The organism is Burkholderia sp. Bp8992 (assembly GCF_003853705.1).
Lineage (GTDB): Bacteria > Pseudomonadota > Gammaproteobacteria > Burkholderiales > Burkholderiaceae > Burkholderia.
In genome coordinates this window covers 135,274-155,536 of sequence record NZ_QTQI01000007.1, presented here as the reverse complement: position 1 = coordinate 155,536, position 20,263 = coordinate 135,274, and the positions used below count along the sequence as shown (strand labels likewise).

Genomic DNA, 20,263 nt, shown 5'->3' with positions numbered 1-20,263 from the left:
CGAGGGCCCGATTCCGCGCGATGCGGAATCGGGCCCTCGGTTTTAGCGCGCAAGCGACCGGTTATTGCGCGCCGCGCGTGTGCTGCAATTGCTCGCCGAGCCCTTCGATCCCGAGGCGCACCGTCTGGCCGGCCTTCAGGAACACCGGCGACGGCTTGATGCCCATGCCGACGCCCGGCGGCGTGCCGGTCGTGATCACGTCGCCCGGCTGCAGCGTCATGCAGGTCGACAGATACGCGATCAACTGCGCGACGGTAAACACCATCGTGCGCGTGTTGCCGTTCTGATAACGGTGGCCGTCGACTTCGAGCCACAGGTCGAGACGCTGCGGATCGGGCACTTCGTCGCGCGTGACGAGCCACGGACCGATCGGGCCGAACGTGTCGAAACCCTTGCCCTTGTCCCACTGGCCGCCGCGCTCGATCTGCCATTCGCGCTCGGACACGTCGTTGACGACGCAATAGCCCGCAACGTAATCGAGCGCGTTCGCTTCGGCGACGTCCTTGCACGTTGCACCGATCACGACGCCCAGCTCGACTTCCCAGTCGGTCTTGACCGAACCCTTCGGGATGTCGATGCCGTCGTTCGGGCCACAGATCGAGCTCGTCCACTTGCCGAACACGACCGGCTCCTTCGGGACCGGCATGCCGGCTTCGGCCGCGTGATCGGCATAGTTCAGGCCAATGCCGATGAACTTGCCGACGTGCCCGACGCACGCGCCGATGCGCGGCTCGCCGGAAACGAGCGGCAGCGTGGCCGGATCGATCGCGCGCAGCCGCGCGAGACCGGCGTCGGACAGCGCATCGCCGGCCAGATCCGGCACGTGCGCGGACAGGTCGCGAATCCGGCCGTCCGCGTCGAGAATACCGGGCTTTTCCTGGCCGGACGGGCCATAGCGAAGCAGTTTCATCGTGCTCACCTCTGTTGTCGAATGGGACAGGATAGCGGCCGACGCGACCTTTCGCGGCCGCGCGCCGGACTGATTGTCGATCGTCGATAGCGCGCGTCGGCACCGCATCCGGCAGGCGGTTCGACGCGCGAGGGTCGCGCGGGCGCAGCGATCGCGGCGCCGCACGAACAGTATGGCGCGCATCGAACGGGCGGCCGCCGGTCTGCGCATCGGCGACGACGGCCCGGCACCCGCGACGCGTACCGGCCCATGCCGGCCGGCTTCACGCGCGGCCGCGCCGTCGTTGGCCCGCCAGCCTTTGTACCATCGGCCGCGCGCCGTGAAATGGCCCGCGACGGATACCGACTATTGGTGCACCCGCAGACGTTGCGGCGCAGCATTGGATGCGCATACATCGACCGACCGGTCGGGATTGCCGGTATCGCCTGCCATCAGACCATGAATACTGGATATTCGGGGTGGCCCTGTCATCGAGAACGTTTGCCAATCCGTTCTTGTCCGGTAATGATCGGTAAAAAGACGCTGCATTGCACACTGTATGTTTATTGCTAAGCTCGTACGAATGGCTTTCATCGCCATACGCGGGCCCACCCTATGCGCGTGCAGAACCGGCCAGCGTGCGTCGCCAGCCGATCGACGGTAATCCCCAACCTCACACCGACAATGCAGACAACCAACGACCCGCTTCCCGGCTGCGACGCACGGGAATCGATGGCCGCTATCGACCGCTATCGCGCCCCCGCGCTCGACAAGGGACTCGACATTCTCGAGCTCCTGGCCGAGCAGAAAGAAGGACTCACCCGCACTGAAATCACGAAGGAGCTCGGCCGCAACGCGAGCGAGATCTACCGGATGCTCGAACGCCTCGTCGCACGCCGCTACGTGATGCGCTCGACCGGCGGCGATCGCTACACGCTCAGCCTCAAGCTGTTCGCGCTTGCGCACCGGCACCCGCCGATGAGCCGGCTGATTGCCGAAGCGCTGCCGCCGATGCAGCGCTTCGCCGATGCAGCCGAACAGTCGTGCCACCTGTCCGTCTACGATCGCGGCAACCTGCTCGTGATCGCCCAGGTCGACGGGCCCGGCCCGTGGGGCGTGTCGGTCCGGCTCGGCTCGCGCGTCGGGCTCGCCGATACGGCGTCGGGACGCGTGATGCTGGCGTTCCAGGGCCCCGAGCAGCGTGCGCACATGCTGACCGAGCATCGCAAGGTCAAGGGCGAGGCGCCGCTGAACGAGCAAGAACTCGCGTATGCGTGCCAGTCCATCCGGCAGGATGGCTACCTGCGCCAGGACAGCCGCCAGGCCTATGGCGTGACCGACCTGACCGCACCGATCCTCGGGCCGTCCGGCCATGCGATCGCGGTGCTGACCTGCCCGTACATGCGCCGGATCGATGCGCACGCGGCGCCTCCCGTCGACCTCGTCGTCGAAGGGCTGCGCGACACGGCCGCCCATCTGTCGATGGGCCGCACCGAGATCTGCTGACCCGCGGATTTCTCCACGAAACACACCGGGCGCGGCGCGGCAGCGCCGGCCCCCGGTTGCGCGACGCCCGTGCGGTACGCGATATGCGGTGTCATATCGTGCGCCCGCGGCGCTACGCTAAAATAGCGGCCCTCTCAAAAACTACGACGGCCGGTTGTCGCGGCCGTCGTGTCCGATGGATGTCATGGCCAAACTTCTGAACGATCAAGAATTCCAGCGTTTCTCCGAACTTCAGCAGAAGCAGGCAAGCTTCACGATCACGCCCGACGAAGCGGACGAGCTGCGCGATATCGTCGCGCGCGCGCAGCAGAAGCGCGACGATCGTGCTGCCGCAATGCAGACGATCGAAAACTACATCGAGCAGTTCGACATCACGCCTGACGAACTCTTCTCGCCCGAACAGATCGGCGACGCGGCCCGCACCTACGGGCTCATCACGGCGACCAAGAAGGAGCGCACGCTGCCGCCGTCGATCACGTTCAACGGCAAGCCGTACCAATGGACCAAGACGCTTCCGGACGACGTGCGCGGCGCGCTGTTCGAAGCATTCACGGCCGGCGAGTCGATCAAGCGCTTCATCGCGATGCCGAAAGACACCGCGCGCTGTGCGCTGACGATCGCCCGCCTCGAGCGCGAAACCGGCGCCGTCTATGCCGATCCGCACCTCGACGAACTCGCGATTTCGCGCGATCAGGTGAACGACGCGGCGTCGAAACTCGCCGCGTAAATGTGGCATCGGGCACGGTTCATGCGTGCCCGAACCCTCGCGCGACGCCCGCATTGGCTGGTGCCGCGCTCGCGGGAGCGGTCCATCAGCCTGCTCCCGAAAAATCTCACCTCAGCTTCCCGCAAGCACTCACCGACACCTCCCGAACAAGCTCACCCAACGCTCCCGAAGACGCTCACCAACGGCTCCCGAATGTCCTCACTGGATGCTCCCGCAAGCGCTCACCGATACGTCCTGGAAAGGCTCACCAGCGGCTCCCGCAGGGGCTCACCGGCCACTCCCGGGAAGGCTCACCGAATGCTCCCGTATCGGCTCACCACGCGCTCCCGGAAACGCTCACTTACCGCTCCCGAAAAATCTCACCTTTGCGATCGATCCGAATCGGCGAGGCCGGAATGCGGTGCTCGAAACGCTTGAACACATCGCGTGAAATGACCACGCGGGGCGGGTAACGCGGTGCTCGGCAAGCGCCTTCAGATGCTGTCTGGATCGGCGTGACAAACTGGTTCGACAGGTTCAGGTGCAGCCTGCGAAAGCCCGCGCAAATATTTTGCATTCCTGAGTGACTACGTGCGTTACCGGTGAATGAATGGAGACAGCCACCTGCAGACGATGCCTCCTCGCTTCGCGCAGCCGACAGCCGCTACGGCTGCAACTTCATCCTGAAGCCCACGACGCCAGGCTCCTCCGTGCTCGACACCGCAAAGCCGCACGACTTCGCGAGCGAGATCATCGCCGAATTCTCGCGCAGCGCCTCGCCGATCATCCAGGCAGTGCCGCGCGAGCGCGCGTAGTCGATGATGCGGGCCATCATCAGCCTGCCGAGCCCCTTGCCCTTCTGATCGGGGCGTACCGCGATCGCGAACTCGGCCGTCTCGTTGTCGGGATCGGCGACCGCGCGCGCCACCGCGAGCGTATGGTCGCGCCCCGACACATCGGTGAACGACACGATGAAAGCCATCTCACGGTCGTAATCGATCTGCGTCATGCGCGCCACCTGCGAGTGATCGAAGCTGCGCACCGCGCCGAAGAAACGCATCCGCAGATCGTCCGGCGTCATCGCGGCGAGCAGTTCATTGTGCGCGGCCTCGTCTTCCGGACGGATCGGGCGGATCGTCACCGTCTCGCCGCGCCACTCGAGCGTCTGTTCAAGGTGCCGCGGATACGGCATGATCGCGAGCCGGCTGCGCCCCGTGGCCAGCGTGATGCGCGGTGCGATCACGCGCGCGCCGCCGGACAGCACGCGCAGCGTGACCGACAGCGCGACAACTTCGCGCACGTCGCAGACGACCTGCGACAACGCCGTCAATGCGTCGAGCGTCGGCTCGACGGGCGTGCTGCGCGCATACGGCGAGCGCTCCATCACCGCGCGGGCAAGCACGGTGTTCAGCGGCGGCAGGCCGTAGACGACGAATGGCGCCGAGACGCCGTCCGCGGGCGGCACGGCATAGCGAAACACCGGACCGAAGTTCGAATCGTCGTACATGTCGACCGTGACATCGACAACCTTCTTGCCGGCCGGCTCGGCAGCCTGCTCGCCCTGCAGGCCGAAATGGGACAGCCACCGCAGCGCGGCATCGCCGGCCAGCTCGTGCTGGCCGGCTTCGACCATGCGGCGCGCTTCCGCCTGCGCGGAAGCGACGCACTCGGCCGGCTGCGGCGGCGTGCCTTCGGGCGTCTGCATCAGCAGTTGCCGCCCGAGGTTGTAGTCGACGAGACGCGCATACGCGCGTGCGAGCCGCTGCGGTGTCGTATGCACGGGAATGCCGTTCGCATGCAGCGCATCGCGCGTCGCGGCGTCGACGGCACCGAAGAAACACGCGAGGATGCCGCGATGCGCGTACTGCCGCGAGTCGATCAGCGTGCGCGCGACCGAATCGGCCGGTGCACTGTGGGACGTCGAATGGACGACGAACAGCGTGCCCGTTTGCGGGAACGGCGCAAGCGCCTTGATCGCCGCGGCAAAGTGCTCGGGGCGTGCGTCGTCGCCCAGCGTCAGCGGATTGCCGGGCGCCGCGAGATGCGGCAGCGCGGCCGACACGGCCGACGTTGCCGCCGGCGACCAGTCGGCCAGCACGTCGCGCACTTCGGCGACCGCATCGACCGCGAGTTTCGCGACACCCGCATCGCTGGTGACGAGCGTCGCCGCGCCGCGCGCAGTCACGCGGCCGACGCCGAGCGTCTCGATCTCGTCGAGCAGATCGTCGAGCGCATCGACACGCACCATGCCCGCGCGCTGGAATGCCGCCGTATAGAGTGCGTCGCCGGGATCGGCGCGCCCGGTGCGCAACGCGAGGACCGGCTTGTTGCGTGCGGCCGCACGCGCGGCCGACATGAACTTGCGCGCGGCCCGCACGGTATCGAGTTCGAGCAGGATCGCGCGCGTGCCGGGATCGCTCGCCAGATAGTCGAGCACGTCGCCGGCGTCGACGTCGGATTCGCTGCCGAGCGCGACGACATGCGAAAAGCCGAGGCCGCGCGCATCGGCCCAGCCGAGCACCGCGTTCGTCAGCGCATTCGATTGCGACACCCACGCGACGCCGCCCGATCGCGCCGTATAGGCCGGCGCACCGAAATGCGCATGCCGTGCGGGCGACAACACGCCGAGGCTGCCGGGCCCGACGATACGGAGCACGAACGGCTTCGCCGCCTTCAACGTACGATCGACGGCGGCGCGATCGGCATCCGTGCGCGCCTCGCCGACGATCACCGCGACGCGCGTGCCGAGCTCCCCGAGCTTGCGCACGATGCCGGCCCAGGTCGCGGGCGGCGTGCAGATCACGGCAACCGACGGCGGCGCGGGCAGCCGGTCGACGTCCGGCACGACCGCATGCCCGTCCAGCTCGCGATACTTCGGATTGACGGGCCACACGGGCCCCTGGAACGCGCCGTCGAGCACGCGCGACCACACCATCGCGCCGATACTGCCCGCACGCGATGACGCGCCGACGACTGCAACGGACTTGGGCTGGAACAACGCATCGAGATGGCGAACGGTCACATCGGCTCCCTGCGGTGACGAAAGACGACACGATCGGCATGCGGCCCGAGAGACCGGGTGCCGATCGACGCGAATCCCAAGCATAGGCGAAGCGCATGCGACTGCCTATATGCCGAACGGCTGACTGTTCGACGAGCGTCAACGCTTGCACCATGGACCTGCAACACACGCGGCGACGCATCGCCGCACGACGCAGGCAACGCGGCACGACGCTGCGTCCGCTTCCTCAAAGGTGAGGATTTACAGGAGTCATGGTGAGACTCTTCGGGATTTGCACGACGCAGCACGCGAACACGCGAAAGGTGATGAGAATCCGCGGCACGCATGCACCGCGAAAATCGCGATTGCCCATGCGCATGCGCTGCGAAATTGCGCGGCTGTTTACGGGAATTCGCCGCGATATGCGGCCGGATCGCGGCGAATTCGCAAAACGGGATCCGTTAATTGCGCAGCATTGCGCATCCATTCACCGGGGAAAATCGCTCGGCGACTGCACGAAAACAAAACGGTGCGATGACCGTAGGGTCATTCGCACCGTCAGTCGGCACACGAAAGGTGAGGATTTTCGGGAGTCAGTCCTTGATCAGGAAACGTGCGCGGTTCTTGCCGAGCCAGGTCGGCGCCCGTCCGCGGCCGCTCCACGTTTCGCCGGTCTTCGGGTTCAGGTACTTCGGCGGCAACGACCGCTTCGCCTTCGCGGTGGCAGCAACGGCGGCCCCGATCGGACGAAAACCGAGCTCCTCGGGCGTAATGTCGTATTCCTCGATTTTCGCGCGGATTTCGGCAATCGCGTCGGCAATCGCCTTTTCACGTTCCTTGTCGATCTTTTGCTGAAGCCGTTCGAGCTGTGCGGACAGTTGCCTGTAGGTCGCCATATGGATGGGACTCCGTGAGTGTTATTCGTGAAAAATAGGTAACACCAAGCAAATGGAAAAGCGCTGCGCCCGATCGTGGTTTCCTCAGCCGGTCATTTCGGGATCAATAACCGCTTTTCTTCTTGCATGCGAAGAGAAGATTTCGTACGGCGTCATCGGTCGATTGCTGGATCACTTCGAAATCCCCGTTGCATATCGCTCGGGCATTGTCCGTGCAATTGCTCCAGTCGCTGCCGGTGCATTGCACCTGTGTCGTCGGGCGCCCGTCCGAAGTGAACAGCGGCGCGCTGCCGCCACACCCGCCAAGCCCCGCCACCAGAGCCAACAATGCAGCCGCCCGAGACCGCCGACAGACCGACGCAAGCATGTGTTTCATTGTTCTTCCCGTCAACCTTTTTTTGAATGTCGCGAGTATGCCATGCGCAGCCCTTCCACCGTCAGTTCGGCACCCGGTCCGGTTGCCCGCGCGCCTTGTACGGCAAGCTCCGGCGCGGATCGTCGGTGATGCGAACGAAAACCTGCTCGACGTCCGGCAGTGCCTCGAATTCGCGCTGCAGCGCCTGACGATCGAACGCCGTCTGCGCGCATCCTTCGACGTAGATGAAACGTCGCTGCACGGTGATCCACAGGCTCGTGCCGCGCAGGCGATCCGAGCCGGCGAAGTGCGCTTTCGCGGCATCGGCGATCGACGCGTCATACATATACGAGTTCGGCTTCGTGCAGCGGTGGGCGAGCCAGCAGGTCGTGCCGCGTTCGGCGCGGTAATGCGCGTCGTCCGTCATCTCGGCACGCGTCATCCACGGGCCGAGCGGCAACGGGCATTCGGCCACGTCCCGCGACAGCGCGATGAACGGATCGTTGTACCAGTTGCGCCGCGCCTCGGGCGCGTCGGCGTCGCCGGCTTGCGCGAACGCGGAAGTCGCCAGCAACATGGTCAGCCACCCTGCGATACCGATCCGCCTCATCGTGATCTCCTGTTCGATGCTTCACGTCCGGCCGGATCGGCATCGCCGATCGGCCTACCGGTCGATGCCCAGCGCCGCCAGCTTCTTGTACAGCGTCGCGCGGCCGATCCCGATGCGCGCGGCCGCTTCGACGACCTTCCCGTCACAGGCCGCGAGCGCATCGGTCAGGAACTGGCGCTCCCACGCCGCCAACGCATCGGCATACGAAGCGACGGCCGCACCGGGTACGCTGGATGCATCGCCCGCTCGCGGTTCGACCGGCGTCGCGGCAACCCGCAGCGCCGGAGCCGCGCCGTCCGCCGAGACGCGCACCGGCCCGAGGAACGGTGCGAGCGCACGCGCATCGATCACCGAACGATCCGACAGCATCAGCGCGCGCTCGAGCGTATTGCGCAACTCGCGCACGTTGCCGGGCCACGGATACGCACACAGCATCCGCAACGCGTCGTCGGTCAGTTCACAGTGCGCGGCGCGCCCGTGCTGCGCGGCCAGTTCCTCGAGCGTCGCGTAGACGAGCGCCGCGATGTCGGATGCGCGCTCGCGCAGCGGCGGCGCATGGATCGTCAGCACGTTCAGCCGGTAATAGAGATCCGCGCGAAAGCGCCCGGCCGCGACGAGCGCCGGCAGGTCGGCCGACGTCGCGGCGATGATCCGGACGTCCGCGCGCACGATCCGGTTCGAGCCGACCGGCTCGAACTCCTTGTCCTGCAGCACGCGCAGCAGCTTGCCCTGCAACGGCAGCGGCATGTCGCCGATCTCGTCGAGGAACAGCGTGCCGCGATCGGCCAGCTCGAACTTGCCGATGCGCCCCTTACGGTCGGCGCCCGTGTACGCGCCGGGCGCCGCGCCGAAGAATTCGGTTTCGAGCAGCGTATCGGGAATCGCGGCGACGTTGACGGTAACGAGCGGCTGAAGCGCACGCGCCGACGCCGCGTGGATCGCGTGCGCGAGCAGCTCCTTGCCGGTGCCCGTCTCGCCGAGCAGCAGCACCGGCGAATCGACCTGCGCGGCGCGCCGCGCCTGACGCTTGGTTTCGAGGCTCGCGGCGCTCGTGCCGACGAAACTCGCGAACGTGTATTTCGCGCGGCGCGCCTGCGCGAGCGAACGCTGCGTCGCGATCAGCTGCTGCTGAAGCTGTGCATAGCGGGAAAAGATCGGCGTGAGCGTCTTCAGCTGGTCGAACAGCGCGAAGCCGATCGCGCCGACCGTCTCGCCGGCCTCGTTCTTCAGCGGCAGGCGCGTGACGACGAGCGGCTCGCGGCCCGTCTCCATGATGTCGAGCAGGATCGGCTGCCCGGTCGACACGACCTCGCGCATCAGGCTGTTCGGAATCACGGCTTCGCAGTCGAGGCCGACGGCCTGCTGCGGATCGGCAAAGCCGAAGCGTGCCGCGTAACGCTCGTTCATCCATACGACGCGCGCATCGCGATCGACGACCACCGTGCCCGCGCTCGAATCCTCGAAGGTCCGGAACAGCGACTCGGCGGCGCGCCGCAGCACGTCGCCGTAGTTGACGGGCAGGCGGGCCCAGTCGTTCATCATCGTGTCTTCGTCTCCGCGTATTGTCGACCGGATGTCTCCGGAACGAGACGGATTATCTCATTACGGAGACATGCCGCAATACGTTGTCCGGGAATGCCTTGCCCGATTTCACGGGCTGGCCGGACGGCCATATCGTCTCCAGGCGGAGACGTTTTATGTAGAATCGTCAGACATAGGCCGGCGCGGGCCCGCCGGCCTCCGGCGGACCCATGTCCGGCGGCGCAATCCGGCCGATGGCACGAAACCTGCACGAACCTGAGCCGGTCCGCGGCGCGTCGCGCGATCGAACAACAACCAAAGCCATTAGGAGACTCCCTTGTCTTTCGTGATCGTCCTCGCCGCGCTGGCGTTCCTGATGTACGCCGCGTATCGCGGCTACAGCGTGATCCTGTTCGCACCGATCGCCGCGCTCGGCGCGGTGCTCCTGACCGAACCCGCCGCCGTCGCACCGGTCTTCTCCGGCATCTTCATGGAGAAGATGGTCGGCTTCGTCAAACTGTATTTCCCGGTCTTCATGCTCGGCGCCGTGTTCGGCAAGGTGATCGAACTGTCCGGGTTCTCCGAGTCGATCGTCCATGCCGCGATCCGCTACATCGGCCGCTCGCGCGCGAATGCGGTGATCGTCGCGGTGTGTGCATTGCTCACCTATGGCGGCGTCTCGCTGTTCGTCGTGGTGTTCGCGGTCTATCCGTTCGCGGCCGAACTCTATCGCCAGAGCAACATTCCGAAGCGACTGATGCCCGGCGCGATCGCACTCGGCGCGTTCTCGTTCACGATGGATTCGCTGCCCGGCACGCCGCAGATCCAGAACATCATCCCGACCACGTTCTTCAAGACGACTGCGTGGGCCGCGCCCGCGCTCGGCACCATCGGCTCGCTGTTCATCATCGTCGTCGGCCTCTCGTATCTCGAATGGCGCCGCCGTTCGGCCATGGCGAAGGGTGAAGGCTACGGCACGTCGCTCGTCAACGAGCCGGAGCGCGTCGAGGCGACGTCGCTGCCGAATCCCGCGCTGGCGATCCTGCCGCTGATCCTCGTCGGCGTGTCGAACTTCGCGTTCACGAAGCTGATCCCGCAGTGGTACGGCGCCGCGTCGTACACGGTCGCGCCGGACGTGCTGCCGGGCGTGCATACGCCGGTCACGACGTCGATCAAGACCGTCGTCGCGATCTGGTCGGTCGAAGCCGCACTGCTGCTCGGCATCGTGCTGGTCGTGCTGACCGCGTTCAAGCGCGTCAGCGACCGCTTCGCGGCCGGCTCGAAGGCCGCCGTCGGCGGCGCGCTGCTCGCCGCGATGAACACCGCGTCGGAATACGGCTTCGGCGGCGTGATCGCCGCACTGCCGGGCTTCCTCGTCGTCGGCGATGCGCTGAAGAGCATCCCGAACCCGCTCGTCAACGCAGCCGTGTCGGTCAGCTCGCTCGCCGGCATCACGGGTTCCGCGTCGGGCGGCATGAGCATCGCGCTCGCCGCGATGTCGGACCTGTTCATCAAGGGCGCACAGGCCGCCAACATTCCGATGGACGTGCTGCACCGGGTCGTCGCGATGGCCAGCGGCGGCATGGACACGCTGCCGCACAACGGCGCCGTCATCACGCTGCTCGCGGTCACGGGCCTCACGCACCGCGAGTCGTATCGTGACATCTTCGCGGTCACCGTCATCAAGACGCTCGCGGTGTTCTTCGTGATCGCCGTGTACTACGCGACGGGGCTCGTGTAAGTGCCTGCCTGAGGCGGCACTCGTACGCCGCCTCCCGCCTCGCCTGCGCGTCAGGATCGGATCGCATGCGAACCGGAACGGATTCCGGAATTCGCATCCGGTCCGATTTCATTTCCCCGCTCGCGAACCTTGTCGAATCCGTACCGCCAGGCGCCTGCGCAGCGCCCGCGATGCCCTCCGGCATCCAGCATCCGGCATTCGCTTCCGCTTCCGCCTCCGCCTCCGCTTCCGCCTCCGCTTCCGCCTCCGCCTCCGCCTCCGCCTCCGCCTCCGCCTCCGCGCAACCATTGTTGCCCGCAACAAAACACTGCGTTGGGCGCGATCGCATTTTTCGCGCACGTGCTCCGGCCTACACTGGGTTCAACGTCGCACGGTGCTTCGATGAACGAAGTGCAGCGATTCACCGGAATCCTGGAGGTCCCGATCATGAAGCGCCTGGTCCAAGCCGTTGCCATTGCCCTCGCCATCTCGGCCCCGCTCGCCGCGCAAGCCCAGTCGAACCAGCCGCTGACGCGCGCGCAGGTCCGCGCCGAAGTCAAGGCGCTAAAGGAGGCCGGCTTCCAGTCGAGCGACTGGTTCTACCCCGCCAGCATCGTTTCCGCCGAAGCGAAAATCGCCCGCCAGCACGACGCCGGATACGGCAGCGATCGCGGCGCGTCGTCGGAGTCGGGCCAGTAATCCGGCGTCCGGCCCGCTCGACGACGCATCGCTGCGCCGTTACGCCTTCACGGGCTGGATCAGCTTGGCGCACGCCGCTGCCTGCGGATCGCCTGCAGGCAGTTTTCCGCATACGCCGTCGAACTGCTTGACGACCGACTTGACCGACGCATCGTGCGCGCCGCTGCCGCGCCAGCGGTTCAGCTGCGTGACGACCTTGGTCAACGCGCGCAGGTTCGCGCCGTAGAACGCGTCGCGGGTCTTGTCGGCCTGCGCGAGCACACTCGCGGCAATGCCTTCGATACGTGCCGAATCGTCCGGCGCCAGCTGGACCGCATTCGCAAAGTAGGTGGCACCCCAGCGCAGCTTCGTCGCCGGCCCGCTCGCCGCGTCGTATGCCTTGCGATACCAGTCGAGCGCGGCGGCTTTGTCGCCGCGCGCCTTCGCATTCGCGGCCAGCCCCGACATGAAGTAATACGGCGTGGACGAACGCGGCAGCTCTGCCTTCAGCAACGCATCCGACTCGTCGTACAGCCCCGCGTCGGTCAGCGTGTCCGCGCCTTCGCTGACGAGCGCCTGCCGCTCGTACGCGTTCGCCGCTTGCTGCACCGATGCGGCGATTTGCTTGCGCGCGGTATCGGCCAGCGCCGGCGCAGCGAGCGGCACGCCCTTGCTCGCGTCGCCGTGCGCGAGCAGCACGCGGCCGTGCAATGCCATCAGCCGGTCGATCGACGACAGCGTCGTGTCGGTCGACAGGCGCGAGAGTGCAGCGTCGTACGCGCCGCGCAGCGTCGCGCGCTGTGCGTCGTCGCTGCCGAGATACGCGACCACGCGCGCGGGCGCCGCGACCAGCACGTCCGAATCGGCCCGCGACAGCGCCCGATCGTGCAACACGGTACGCAGCGAATCGGCGAGCGCCGCCTTGTCGAGCGCACCGGCCTGCGCCGGATCGTCCGACGCGGCGACCACCGCCGACTTCAACGCGAAGCGTGCCGCCTCGGCCTTCGCGCCGGCCGCCCGCGCACGTTGCGCGAGCGACTGCAGCGTCTCGGCGACGCGGTCGGCCGGCACCGGCAGTGCGCCATCCGTATCCCACGAATAGTCGGCCAGCAGGCGCCATTCGTCCGGCGTCAGCGACGCGCCGTTCTTCAGCGCCGTCGCCAGCGTCTGCCGCACCGGATGCGCGGCCGTCATCCCGAGCGACAGCGCCTGCATGTAGCGGTCGAGATCGGCTTCGCCCGGCAGCCGCGTCACCTCGGTGCCGTCGGGGCGGAACAGGATCATCGTCGGATAGCCGTGCACCTTGAAACGCTCGCCGAGCTTCTGCGCGCTTTCGGTATCGCCGTCGAGATACACGGGCACGAAGAACGACGAGCGCGTCTTGAAGGCCTGCTGGCTGAAGATCGTCGACTTCACCTGGTTGCACGACGGACACCACACCGCGCCCCAGTACAGCAGCAGCGGCTTGCCGGTGCGCTTCGCGAGCGCGAACGCGGCGTCGACGTCGCCGTGCTGCCACGCGATGCCGGGCGGCAGGTGCGCACCGTCGGGCGAGGCACTCGCCAGCGGGGCGGCGGCGGGCGTGGCGGCGGCAAACGCCGCACCTGCGGCGGCAGCGAACAGGCAGGCGGCAGTCAGATTCCGGAGAACGGTTTTCATCGAAGCGGGTTCCGTTGAAGGAGGCGGTTGCGGGACAGTGCGGCGCGCGAAACAACGGCCGGGAAGCGATGACGATGAGGCTGGCCAGCGTGCGACGCCGCGCATGCATCGAGTCGGAACAACGAACGCCGGCCGAAGCGGCCGGCAAATCATTCAACGATACGACGGGTACAGACGGTGGAAAACGAACGAATTCTCGAATGAATATGACGTGCGCTATCGCGGCCGCATGTGCCGTCGCGTGCGCGTCTGCAGGCCTTTCACTGCCGTGCCTTGACCCGCGCCATGTGATACACGGACGCGTGCACGCCGTCGCGCAACGCGTAGCCCGGCGATTCGCCTTCGATCTGGAAACCGTGCTTCTCGTAGAGCGCGATCGCCGCCCGGTTGTCGGTGAATACGGTCAGCTCGAGGCGTGTGAGGTTCAGCCAGTTTTCCGCGAGGTCGATCGCGGCCGCGAGCAGCCGGCTGCCGATGCCGTGCCCGTGACGGGCCGCATCGACCATCATGCCGAGCCCTGCTGCATGGCGCCGGCGCGGATTCGGCTCGAATTGCAGGCCGAGATGGCCGACGACCGTGCCGTCGATTTCGGCGACGAGGCTCACGCCGCGCTCATGCACGTTCTCGATCCGCTTCTGCCATTTTTCGAGCGACGGAAACGGATACTGCAACGTATTGCTGTATACCGCTGGATGCGCGGCGATGTGCCGGATCGCGTCGACGTCGTGCGTCTCGCTGTGCCGGATCGTGATGTCGGTCATGGGTGGGCCGGTTCCGAAAAATCGCGCTGAAGGCGCGGACTGCGCATGGGCGCAGCAACGTGTCGAGCTTATCCGATTTCACGCATTTGAAACATGGGCGTCACGCGCTCGCGCATCACGTTGCACCCGCAACGAACGTGGCAAGGAGATTCGAACGGAATCCGGACGATGGCCGCTGCCTTCGCGCGACACCGCGTGTCGAACGCGATGCGCGCACCTCCTCCACCTGCGGCCGCGCAACGACGGCGGCGACGACGGCGACGGCACGGTGCGAAGTCGATCCGGGTCTACGGCCCGCTCGCCGGCAACCGCGGCAACGACGATCATGGTCATGGCCACGGCAACGAGGACGGCAACAGCCTGGGTCGCGGCCACGGTACCGGTCCCACGTGGACCGTCACGGTACGCGCCGGCGACCGGGCCGAGCTGCACCGGAAACGCGACTCGACCGGCCACTGGTACGACTTCATCGTCACCGCCGACAGCGACGCGAGCTTCTCGCGCCGCGTGGCCGGCGCGTCGAAACCGGCCGCCACTCGGTCGGCGCCGGCGATGGGTCTCGCCGACCGCTTCCGACGGCACCGCGGCGACACGCTTCGCCTCGCGTGTCGCCACCCGCGCCGGTGCAACCGCGCACGCCGCTCACGCGCCGGCCGCGACTGTGGCCGATCCGGCTGAAACGCCCGCCCGGCGCGGCTCAAACATCAGAAGGATCGGTGGTGCAGCCCTCATTTCACCGCACGAAAATGCTCCGTACCGCGGCCCGTTCGCGTTAAACTGCGTCAAGCTGTAGTCAACAAAGACATCTTTGCCGTTACGGCATCCACGACACGATACGAGGATAGGTTCGATGCGCACTACCGGCTCATCCGGGGCAATGACCCTGCTCACCGAACACGACCCGGCCGACGGCCGCGAACTGCGCTCGCTCCGGCTGGAAGCAACGGGCGACGGCAAAAGCGTGCTGCTGATCGAGATCGACGAACGCAAACCCGGCATCCACCGCGAGGTCCGCTACGAGATCACGCCGGCCGAACTGATCGCGGCGATCCGCTCGCACGGCGCCGAGCTGCCCGGCGAAAACCACGGTGCCGCGTCGCTCGCCCGTACCCCCTCCTGATCCCGATCGGTGAGCCGCGCGCAGCGCGCCGGCTCACCGGTATCCCCCTGCCGCCGTCAGGCGCTTTGCGTCATTCCCGCCGTTGTCTTGAAAAAGGCCGATAATCGGCCCATCTGCGTTTCCTGCCCACGCGTCTCCTTTTCGGCCAGCCGTCATGCTCCTACGTGACCTCGTCGCCCAGTACGGGCCGCTTCTCGTGTTCGCCAACGTGCTCGCGGCGGCCATCGGCCTGCCGGTGCCCGCGATGCCGACGCTCGTGCTGTTCGGCGCGATGTCCGCGATGCACCCGGCGATGATCGGGTCGCAGCTCGTGACGGTGGTGGCGCTGTCGGTGCTCGGCGCGCTGATCGGCGACACCGTCTGGTACGTCGCGGGGCGCCGTTACGGCGGCACGACGCTGAAGACGATCTGCCGGCTGTCGCTGTCGCGCGATACCTGCGTGCGCAAGACCGAGCGCTTCTTCGGCCGCTACGGCGTGCGCGTGCTCGCGGTCGCACGCTTCATTCCGGGCTTGTCGCTGGTGTCGGTGCCGATGGCCGGCGCGCTCGGCACGCGCTATCGCACGTTCGCCGGCTACGACGCGCTCGGCGCCGCGCTGTGGACCATCGTCGGGCTGATCGCCGGCCTCGTGTTCTACCGTCAGATCGACTGGCTGTTCGCCGGCGCGAGCCATCTCGGCCGCGCGGTGCTGCTGGTCATCGTCGCGCTGCTGGCGATCTATGCGGCCGTGCGCTGGATGCGCCGCCGCGCGCTGATCCGCCAGCTCGCGAACGCGCGGATCGGTGTCGACGAACTCGACGTGCTGCTGCGCGACACCGCCGCGCCGGTGGTGCTCGACGTGCGCTCGCCCGAGCACCGCAAGCTCGACCCGTTCACGATTCCCGGTGCGCAATTCGCCGACGAGCGGCAGATCGGCGACATCGTCGCGCGCTATCCGCTGTCGCAGAAGTTCGTCGTGTATTGCTCGTGCCCGAATGAAGTGACGGCCGCGCTGATGGCGAAGCGCCTGCTCGACGCAGGCTTCACCGATGCGCTCGCGCTGCGCGGCGGCCTCGACGCCTGGCGCAATACGGGCCGCCAGCTCACGTCGCTCGTGGAAGAGATGCCCGCCGCGAACGATCCCGTCGCGGGGCTGCACAAGCCGGCCTGACCGAACTGCGGGCCCGGCCGGCTGCGCGATGCGGGGGAACCGGTGTCCCCCTTCGTTCAGAACGCGTGCAGCGGCAGGTTCACGACCAGGCGGTACTCGCGGTTCGTCGCGTCCGAGTAGTGAGCCGAACCGTTGTGCCACATCGCGATGAACGTGACCTTCGTGTCCTTCAGCTTGCCGCTCTGGAACGTGTACGACGGGATGAAGCCGAACTCGTGGTGACGGCCCTGCACCGGCGCGCCGTTGGCCCAGTAGATGCTCGACTTGCTCGGGTCGTTGGCCGCGCCCGCGCTGCCGTCCGCACCCCAGCCCGTCACGCCCCAGACCATCGCCTTGAAGCCCGGCAGGCCCGCTTCCTTGCCGTAGAACGTGTAACGCAGCTGCAGCGACTTTTCGTGCGGCGCGTTGTAGTCGACGTCCATCGAGTTGGTCAGGAAGATGCCGTTCGTTTCGTTCAGGTAGTCGAAGAACTGGTCGCCGAGCACCTGCTGGAAGCCGAGCAGCAGCTCGTGCGGGCCGTGCTGTGCGGCCACCGACAGGCTGTAGGCGTTGTTGTCGATCTTGCCCTGCCGCGCGTCGCCCGTGTCGTGCGTCGAGTAGACGTTGCCGAAGCCGGTCCACTTGATCGTCTGCGGGCTGCCGATGCTGTGCTTCACCGACGCGTAGTACTGGTGCCACACGTCGTCGGCCTGGTTCGCGTACAGCGCGACTTCGCCGTTCGGCGAGTAGTCCCACGTGCCGCCGACATACGTCAGGCGATCGATGCGCGTGCCGCCGTACTGCGTCGTCAGGTTGGTGAGCGTCGTGTGACCGCGCGCGTCGGTCTTCGTGAAGCTGCCGGCCTCGAGCATCACGTTCTTGAATTCATTGCTGACGATCGTCGCACCGAGGAACGTCGGCGGCAGCGCACGGTTGTCGTGCTGCTCCATGAACGGGTTGTCGACGGCCTGCAGACCGTACTTGACCACCGTGTTCGAGATCCGCGCCTTGATGTCGTAGATGCCGGGGTATGCCCACGCGAGCTGGTTGCCGCCGCCGCCGCCCTTCGCGATGTGCACCATGCTGCCGGCACCCTGGCCGCCGTCGAGCTTCAGTGCCGCATACAGCGATGCGTCGAAGCCGATGCCGATCAGGCCCGTCGTAAAGCCCGACTCGAAGTTCGCCATCGCGCCCTGGACCCACGCGTGGCGATGCGGCCCGCCCTTGCTGTCGAGCACGTCCGAGTAGTTGCGGAACAGGAAGTTGAGATGGCTGTCGGCAATGAAGCCGTTCGACTTCGACTGCGCCGACGGCTCGTCCGGCGGCGTGACGGCCTGGTTCGCTTCGGCGTTGATGATGGCGTTCGGGGTCGATGCCTGCGCAACGGTCGCGGCCGGTGCGGCCTGCGCGACCGTCAGCGGCGCGGGTGCCGCGTCGTCGGCGTGCGCCACGCCCGTCAGTGAGACGCCGGCGAGTGCCGGCAGTCCCCATGCAAGCAGCATCTTCGATGCCGTCCCGATCGTCTTCTGTTTTTTCATCGTCATTCTCGTCTTGTTTGATATCCGTCCACGCCGGTCGCGATCCGCTCCCGGCCCCCCGGCACGCCCGGCTAAGGACGCGCCTGTACCCGCGACGCGAAGATCATTCGCGCCGCCACTGCCCCTGTTGACCTGCCTGGTTTTATTTGCCGAGTTACTTCACATCACGCCGCGCCCGCGCGGATACACGCGACACGTGCAGCCGACCCCTGCCGCACTTCCGGCAGCGGCACGTCCTGCGCGCACGCGTCGATCGCGACCGGGCAGCGCGTGCGGAACGCGCAGCCGGACGGCGGGTTGAGCGGCGAGGGCATCTCGCCCGCCAGCAGCATCGGACGGCGAGCACGCTCGCGCGCCGGCTCCGGCGTCGGCGCCGCATCGAGCAGCGCCTTCGTGTACGGGTGCTGCGGCACGCCGTACACGTCATGCCGCGTGCCGAACTCCATCACGCGGCCGAGATACATTACGAGCACACGCTGGCTGATCGCCTTCACCACGGCGAGATCGTGTGCAACGAACAGATAGGACAACGACAGGTCGCGCTGCAGGTCGCGCAGCAGGTTCACGATCTGCGCCTGGATCGACACGTCGAGCGCCGACACCGGTTCGTCGCAGATCACGAGCTTCGGCTCGCCGATCAGTGCACGTGCGATACCGACGCGCTGGCACTGCCCGCCGGAAAATTCATGGGGATAACGCAGCAGGTGATGCGCGTTCAGGCCGACGCGTTCGAGCATCGTGACCACGCGGCGGCGCACTTCGGTACGGCCGAGGCCCGCCTGGTGCGTGACGATCGGCTCGGCCACGACCTGTTCGATCGTCATGCGCGGGTCGAGCGACGCGAGCGGATCCTGGAAGATCATCTGCACTTCGCGCCGCATCGCGTTGCCGCGCAGGTGATCGGGCGCGACGGCTTCGCCGCGCCATTTCACCGAGCCGGCCGTCATCGGCACGAGGCCGATCAGCGCGTGCGCAAGCGTCGACTTCCCGCAGCCCGATTCGCCGACGAGCCCGACCGTCTCGCCGCGCTTCACGTCGAACGAGACACCGTCGACCGCGCGCAGCGTGCCCTTCGGCGACCACGGATAGCCGCCGAGCGGCACGCGGAAATGCACCTTCAGATTGTCGACGGACAGCAGCGTGTCGTCCGTCGCGCCGGCATCGCGGCGTTCATTGACGCTCATCGCAGACCTCCCGTCAGATCGGCCACCGGGCGGTGGCATGCGCGCACCGCGCCCACGGCGCCATAGGTTTCGAGCGCGGGGCGTGCCGTACCGCAGCGTTCTTCCGCATACGTGCAGCGCTTCGCGAACGCGCAGCCGGCCGGCGCGGTGCCGGGCATCGGCGGATTGCCGGGAATCGCGACGAGCGGCGCGTCGTCGGCGTCGGTCAGGCGCGGCAGCGCATTGAGCAGGCCGATCGTGTACGGATGCGACGGCGCCGCGAAGATCGATTCGGCCGGCGCGTATTCGACGGTGCGCCCCGAGTACATGACCATCACGTCGTCCGCGAGGCCGGCGACCACGCCCATGTCGTGCGTGATCAGCACGATCGCGGTGCCGCGCTCGCGGTTCAGTTCGCGCAGCAGGTCGATGATCTGCGCCTGCACGGTCACGTCGAGCGCGGTGGTCGGCTCGTCGGCGATCAGGATTTCCGGCTCGGACAGCAGCGCCATCGCGATCATCACGCGCTGGCGCATGCCGCCCGAGAACTCGTGCGGATACATGCGGATGCGCCGCGCCGCATCGGGAATGCGCACCGATTCGAGCGCCTCGATCGCGCGCTTCGTCGCTTCCTTGCGCGACAGCTTGCGATGCAGTTGCAGCGTCTCGGTCATCTGCCGCTCGATCGTCAGGAACGGATTGAGCGACGTCATCGGATCCTGGAAGATCATCGCGATCCGGTCGCCGCGCACCGCGTTCAGCGCGCGCGTGTCCATGTCGAGCAGGTTGTCGCCGCGATAGCGCGCGGCGCCGGTCGTCGTGCCGTTGCCGGCCAGCAGGCCGAGCAGCGCCATCACGGTCTGGCTCTTGCCCGAACCCGATTCGCCGACGATGCCGAGCGTCTTGCCGGCTTCGAGCGAGAACGACACGCCGCTCACGGCGTCGATCGGCGGTGCATCCTTGCGCGTGAAGCGCACGCCGAGATTTTCTACTTCGAGTAGTGCAGCCATC

Annotated in this window: 17 protein-coding genes and 1 pseudogene; 7 read left to right on the top strand and 11 right to left on the bottom strand. The window is 67.1% G+C overall.

Going from position 1 to position 20,263, the window contains the following annotated elements; genetic code table 11:
• Positions 1 to 61: 61 nt before the first annotated feature.
• Positions 62 to 910 (bottom strand): ureidoglycolate lyase, encoded by an 849-nt coding sequence (locus tag DIE03_RS13355; protein WP_124450925.1) that lies wholly within the window; start codon positions 908 to 910, stop codon positions 62 to 64.
• Positions 911 to 1,573: 663 nt separating this feature from the next.
• Between DIE03_RS13355 and DIE03_RS13345 the strand changes: the two genes are divergently transcribed.
• Both DIE03_RS13345 and DIE03_RS13340 read left to right on the top strand, forming a co-directional pair.
• On the top strand, positions 1,574 to 2,395 hold the full coding sequence (locus tag DIE03_RS13345; protein WP_124450923.1) for an IclR family transcriptional regulator: 822 nt from the start codon (positions 1,574 to 1,576) through the stop codon (positions 2,393 to 2,395).
• A 175-nt stretch (positions 2,396 to 2,570) separates the two neighbouring features.
• Positions 2,571 to 3,122: a hypothetical protein gene (locus tag DIE03_RS13340; RefSeq protein WP_124450921.1), complete on the top strand. Its 552-nt coding sequence runs from the start codon at positions 2,571 to 2,573 to the stop codon at positions 3,120 to 3,122.
• A gap of 643 nt (positions 3,123 to 3,765) precedes the next feature.
• Here DIE03_RS13340 and DIE03_RS13335 read toward each other — a convergent pair.
• The 5 genes from DIE03_RS13335 to DIE03_RS13315 form a co-directional block, all read right to left on the bottom strand.
• On the bottom strand, positions 3,766 to 6,123 hold the full coding sequence (locus tag DIE03_RS13335; protein WP_124450919.1) for a GNAT family N-acetyltransferase: 2,358 nt from the start codon (positions 6,121 to 6,123) through the stop codon (positions 3,766 to 3,768).
• 572 nt (positions 6,124 to 6,695) lie between these two features.
• Positions 6,696 to 6,998, bottom strand: coding sequence for an H-NS family nucleoid-associated regulatory protein (locus tag DIE03_RS13330; protein WP_124450917.1), 303 nt, complete (start codon positions 6,996 to 6,998; stop codon positions 6,696 to 6,698).
• A gap of 103 nt (positions 6,999 to 7,101) precedes the next feature.
• Positions 7,102 to 7,374 (bottom strand): hypothetical protein, encoded by a 273-nt coding sequence (locus DIE03_RS13325; RefSeq protein ID WP_124450915.1) that lies wholly within the window; start codon positions 7,372 to 7,374, stop codon positions 7,102 to 7,104.
• Between the two features lie 61 nt (positions 7,375 to 7,435).
• Positions 7,436 to 7,963, bottom strand: a complete 528-nt coding sequence (locus tag DIE03_RS13320; RefSeq protein WP_124450913.1) for a BON domain-containing protein — start codon at positions 7,961 to 7,963, stop codon at positions 7,436 to 7,438.
• A 54-nt stretch (positions 7,964 to 8,017) separates the two neighbouring features.
• Entirely contained in the window at positions 8,018 to 9,505 is a 1,488-nt protein-coding gene (locus DIE03_RS13315) for a sigma-54-dependent Fis family transcriptional regulator (RefSeq protein ID WP_124450911.1), read from the bottom strand.
• 316 nt (positions 9,506 to 9,821) lie between these two features.
• Here DIE03_RS13315 and DIE03_RS13310 point away from each other — a divergent pair, with 316 nt between their 5' ends.
• Together DIE03_RS13310 and DIE03_RS13300 are read left to right on the top strand one after the other, a co-directional pair.
• Positions 9,822 to 11,225 carry a GntP family permease gene (locus DIE03_RS13310; RefSeq protein ID WP_124450909.1) on the top strand — a complete coding sequence of 468 codons (1,404 nt, stop codon included), beginning with the start codon at positions 9,822 to 9,824 and terminating at the stop codon, positions 11,223 to 11,225.
• Positions 11,226 to 11,651: 426 nt separating this feature from the next.
• Positions 11,652 to 11,903, top strand: coding sequence for a DUF4148 domain-containing protein (locus DIE03_RS13300; RefSeq protein ID WP_124450906.1), 252 nt, complete (start codon positions 11,652 to 11,654; stop codon positions 11,901 to 11,903).
• A 39-nt stretch (positions 11,904 to 11,942) separates the two neighbouring features.
• Here DIE03_RS13300 and DIE03_RS13295 read toward each other — a convergent pair whose 3' ends face one another.
• The gene (locus DIE03_RS13295; protein ID WP_124450904.1) at positions 11,943 to 13,541 is read right to left on the bottom strand and encodes a thioredoxin family protein; all 1,599 of its coding nucleotides are present in this window, start codon (positions 13,539 to 13,541) and stop codon (positions 11,943 to 11,945) included.
• Between the two features lie 260 nt (positions 13,542 to 13,801).
• On the bottom strand, positions 13,802 to 14,302 hold the full coding sequence (locus DIE03_RS13290) for a GNAT family N-acetyltransferase (protein WP_124450902.1): 501 nt from the start codon (positions 14,300 to 14,302) through the stop codon (positions 13,802 to 13,804).
• A gap of 220 nt (positions 14,303 to 14,522) precedes the next feature.
• Between DIE03_RS13290 and DIE03_RS38725 the strand changes: the two are divergent.
• The 3 genes and pseudogenes from DIE03_RS38725 to DIE03_RS13275 all read left to right on the top strand — a co-directional run.
• Positions 14,523 to 14,875 (top strand): annotated as a pseudogene (locus tag DIE03_RS38725) (phospholipase domain-containing protein); the annotation flags it as partial.
• Positions 14,876 to 15,152: 277 nt separating this feature from the next.
• Positions 15,153 to 15,422, top strand: a complete 270-nt coding sequence (locus tag DIE03_RS13280) for a hypothetical protein (RefSeq protein ID WP_012493620.1) — start codon at positions 15,153 to 15,155, stop codon at positions 15,420 to 15,422.
• A 154-nt stretch (positions 15,423 to 15,576) separates the two neighbouring features.
• Positions 15,577 to 16,572 carry a DedA family protein/thiosulfate sulfurtransferase GlpE gene (locus DIE03_RS13275; RefSeq protein WP_124450900.1) on the top strand — a complete coding sequence of 332 codons (996 nt, stop codon included), beginning with the start codon at positions 15,577 to 15,579 and terminating at the stop codon, positions 16,570 to 16,572.
• A gap of 56 nt (positions 16,573 to 16,628) precedes the next feature.
• Here the strand turns inward: DIE03_RS13275 and DIE03_RS13270 are convergent, their stop codons facing one another.
• From DIE03_RS13270 to DIE03_RS13260, 3 genes are all read right to left on the bottom strand, one after another.
• Entirely contained in the window at positions 16,629 to 18,089 is a 1,461-nt protein-coding gene (locus DIE03_RS13270) for an OprD family outer membrane porin (RefSeq protein WP_124450898.1), read from the bottom strand.
• A gap of 164 nt (positions 18,090 to 18,253) precedes the next feature.
• Positions 18,254 to 19,273 carry an ABC transporter ATP-binding protein gene (locus DIE03_RS13265; protein ID WP_124450896.1) on the bottom strand — a complete coding sequence of 340 codons (1,020 nt, stop codon included), beginning with the start codon at positions 19,271 to 19,273 and terminating at the stop codon, positions 18,254 to 18,256.
• Positions 19,270 to 20,262, bottom strand: a complete 993-nt coding sequence (locus DIE03_RS13260) for an ABC transporter ATP-binding protein (RefSeq protein WP_124450894.1) — start codon at positions 20,260 to 20,262, stop codon at positions 19,270 to 19,272. Before DIE03_RS13260 ends, DIE03_RS13265 begins: the two co-directional genes overlap by 4 nt.
• Position 20,263 lies beyond the last annotated feature (1 nt).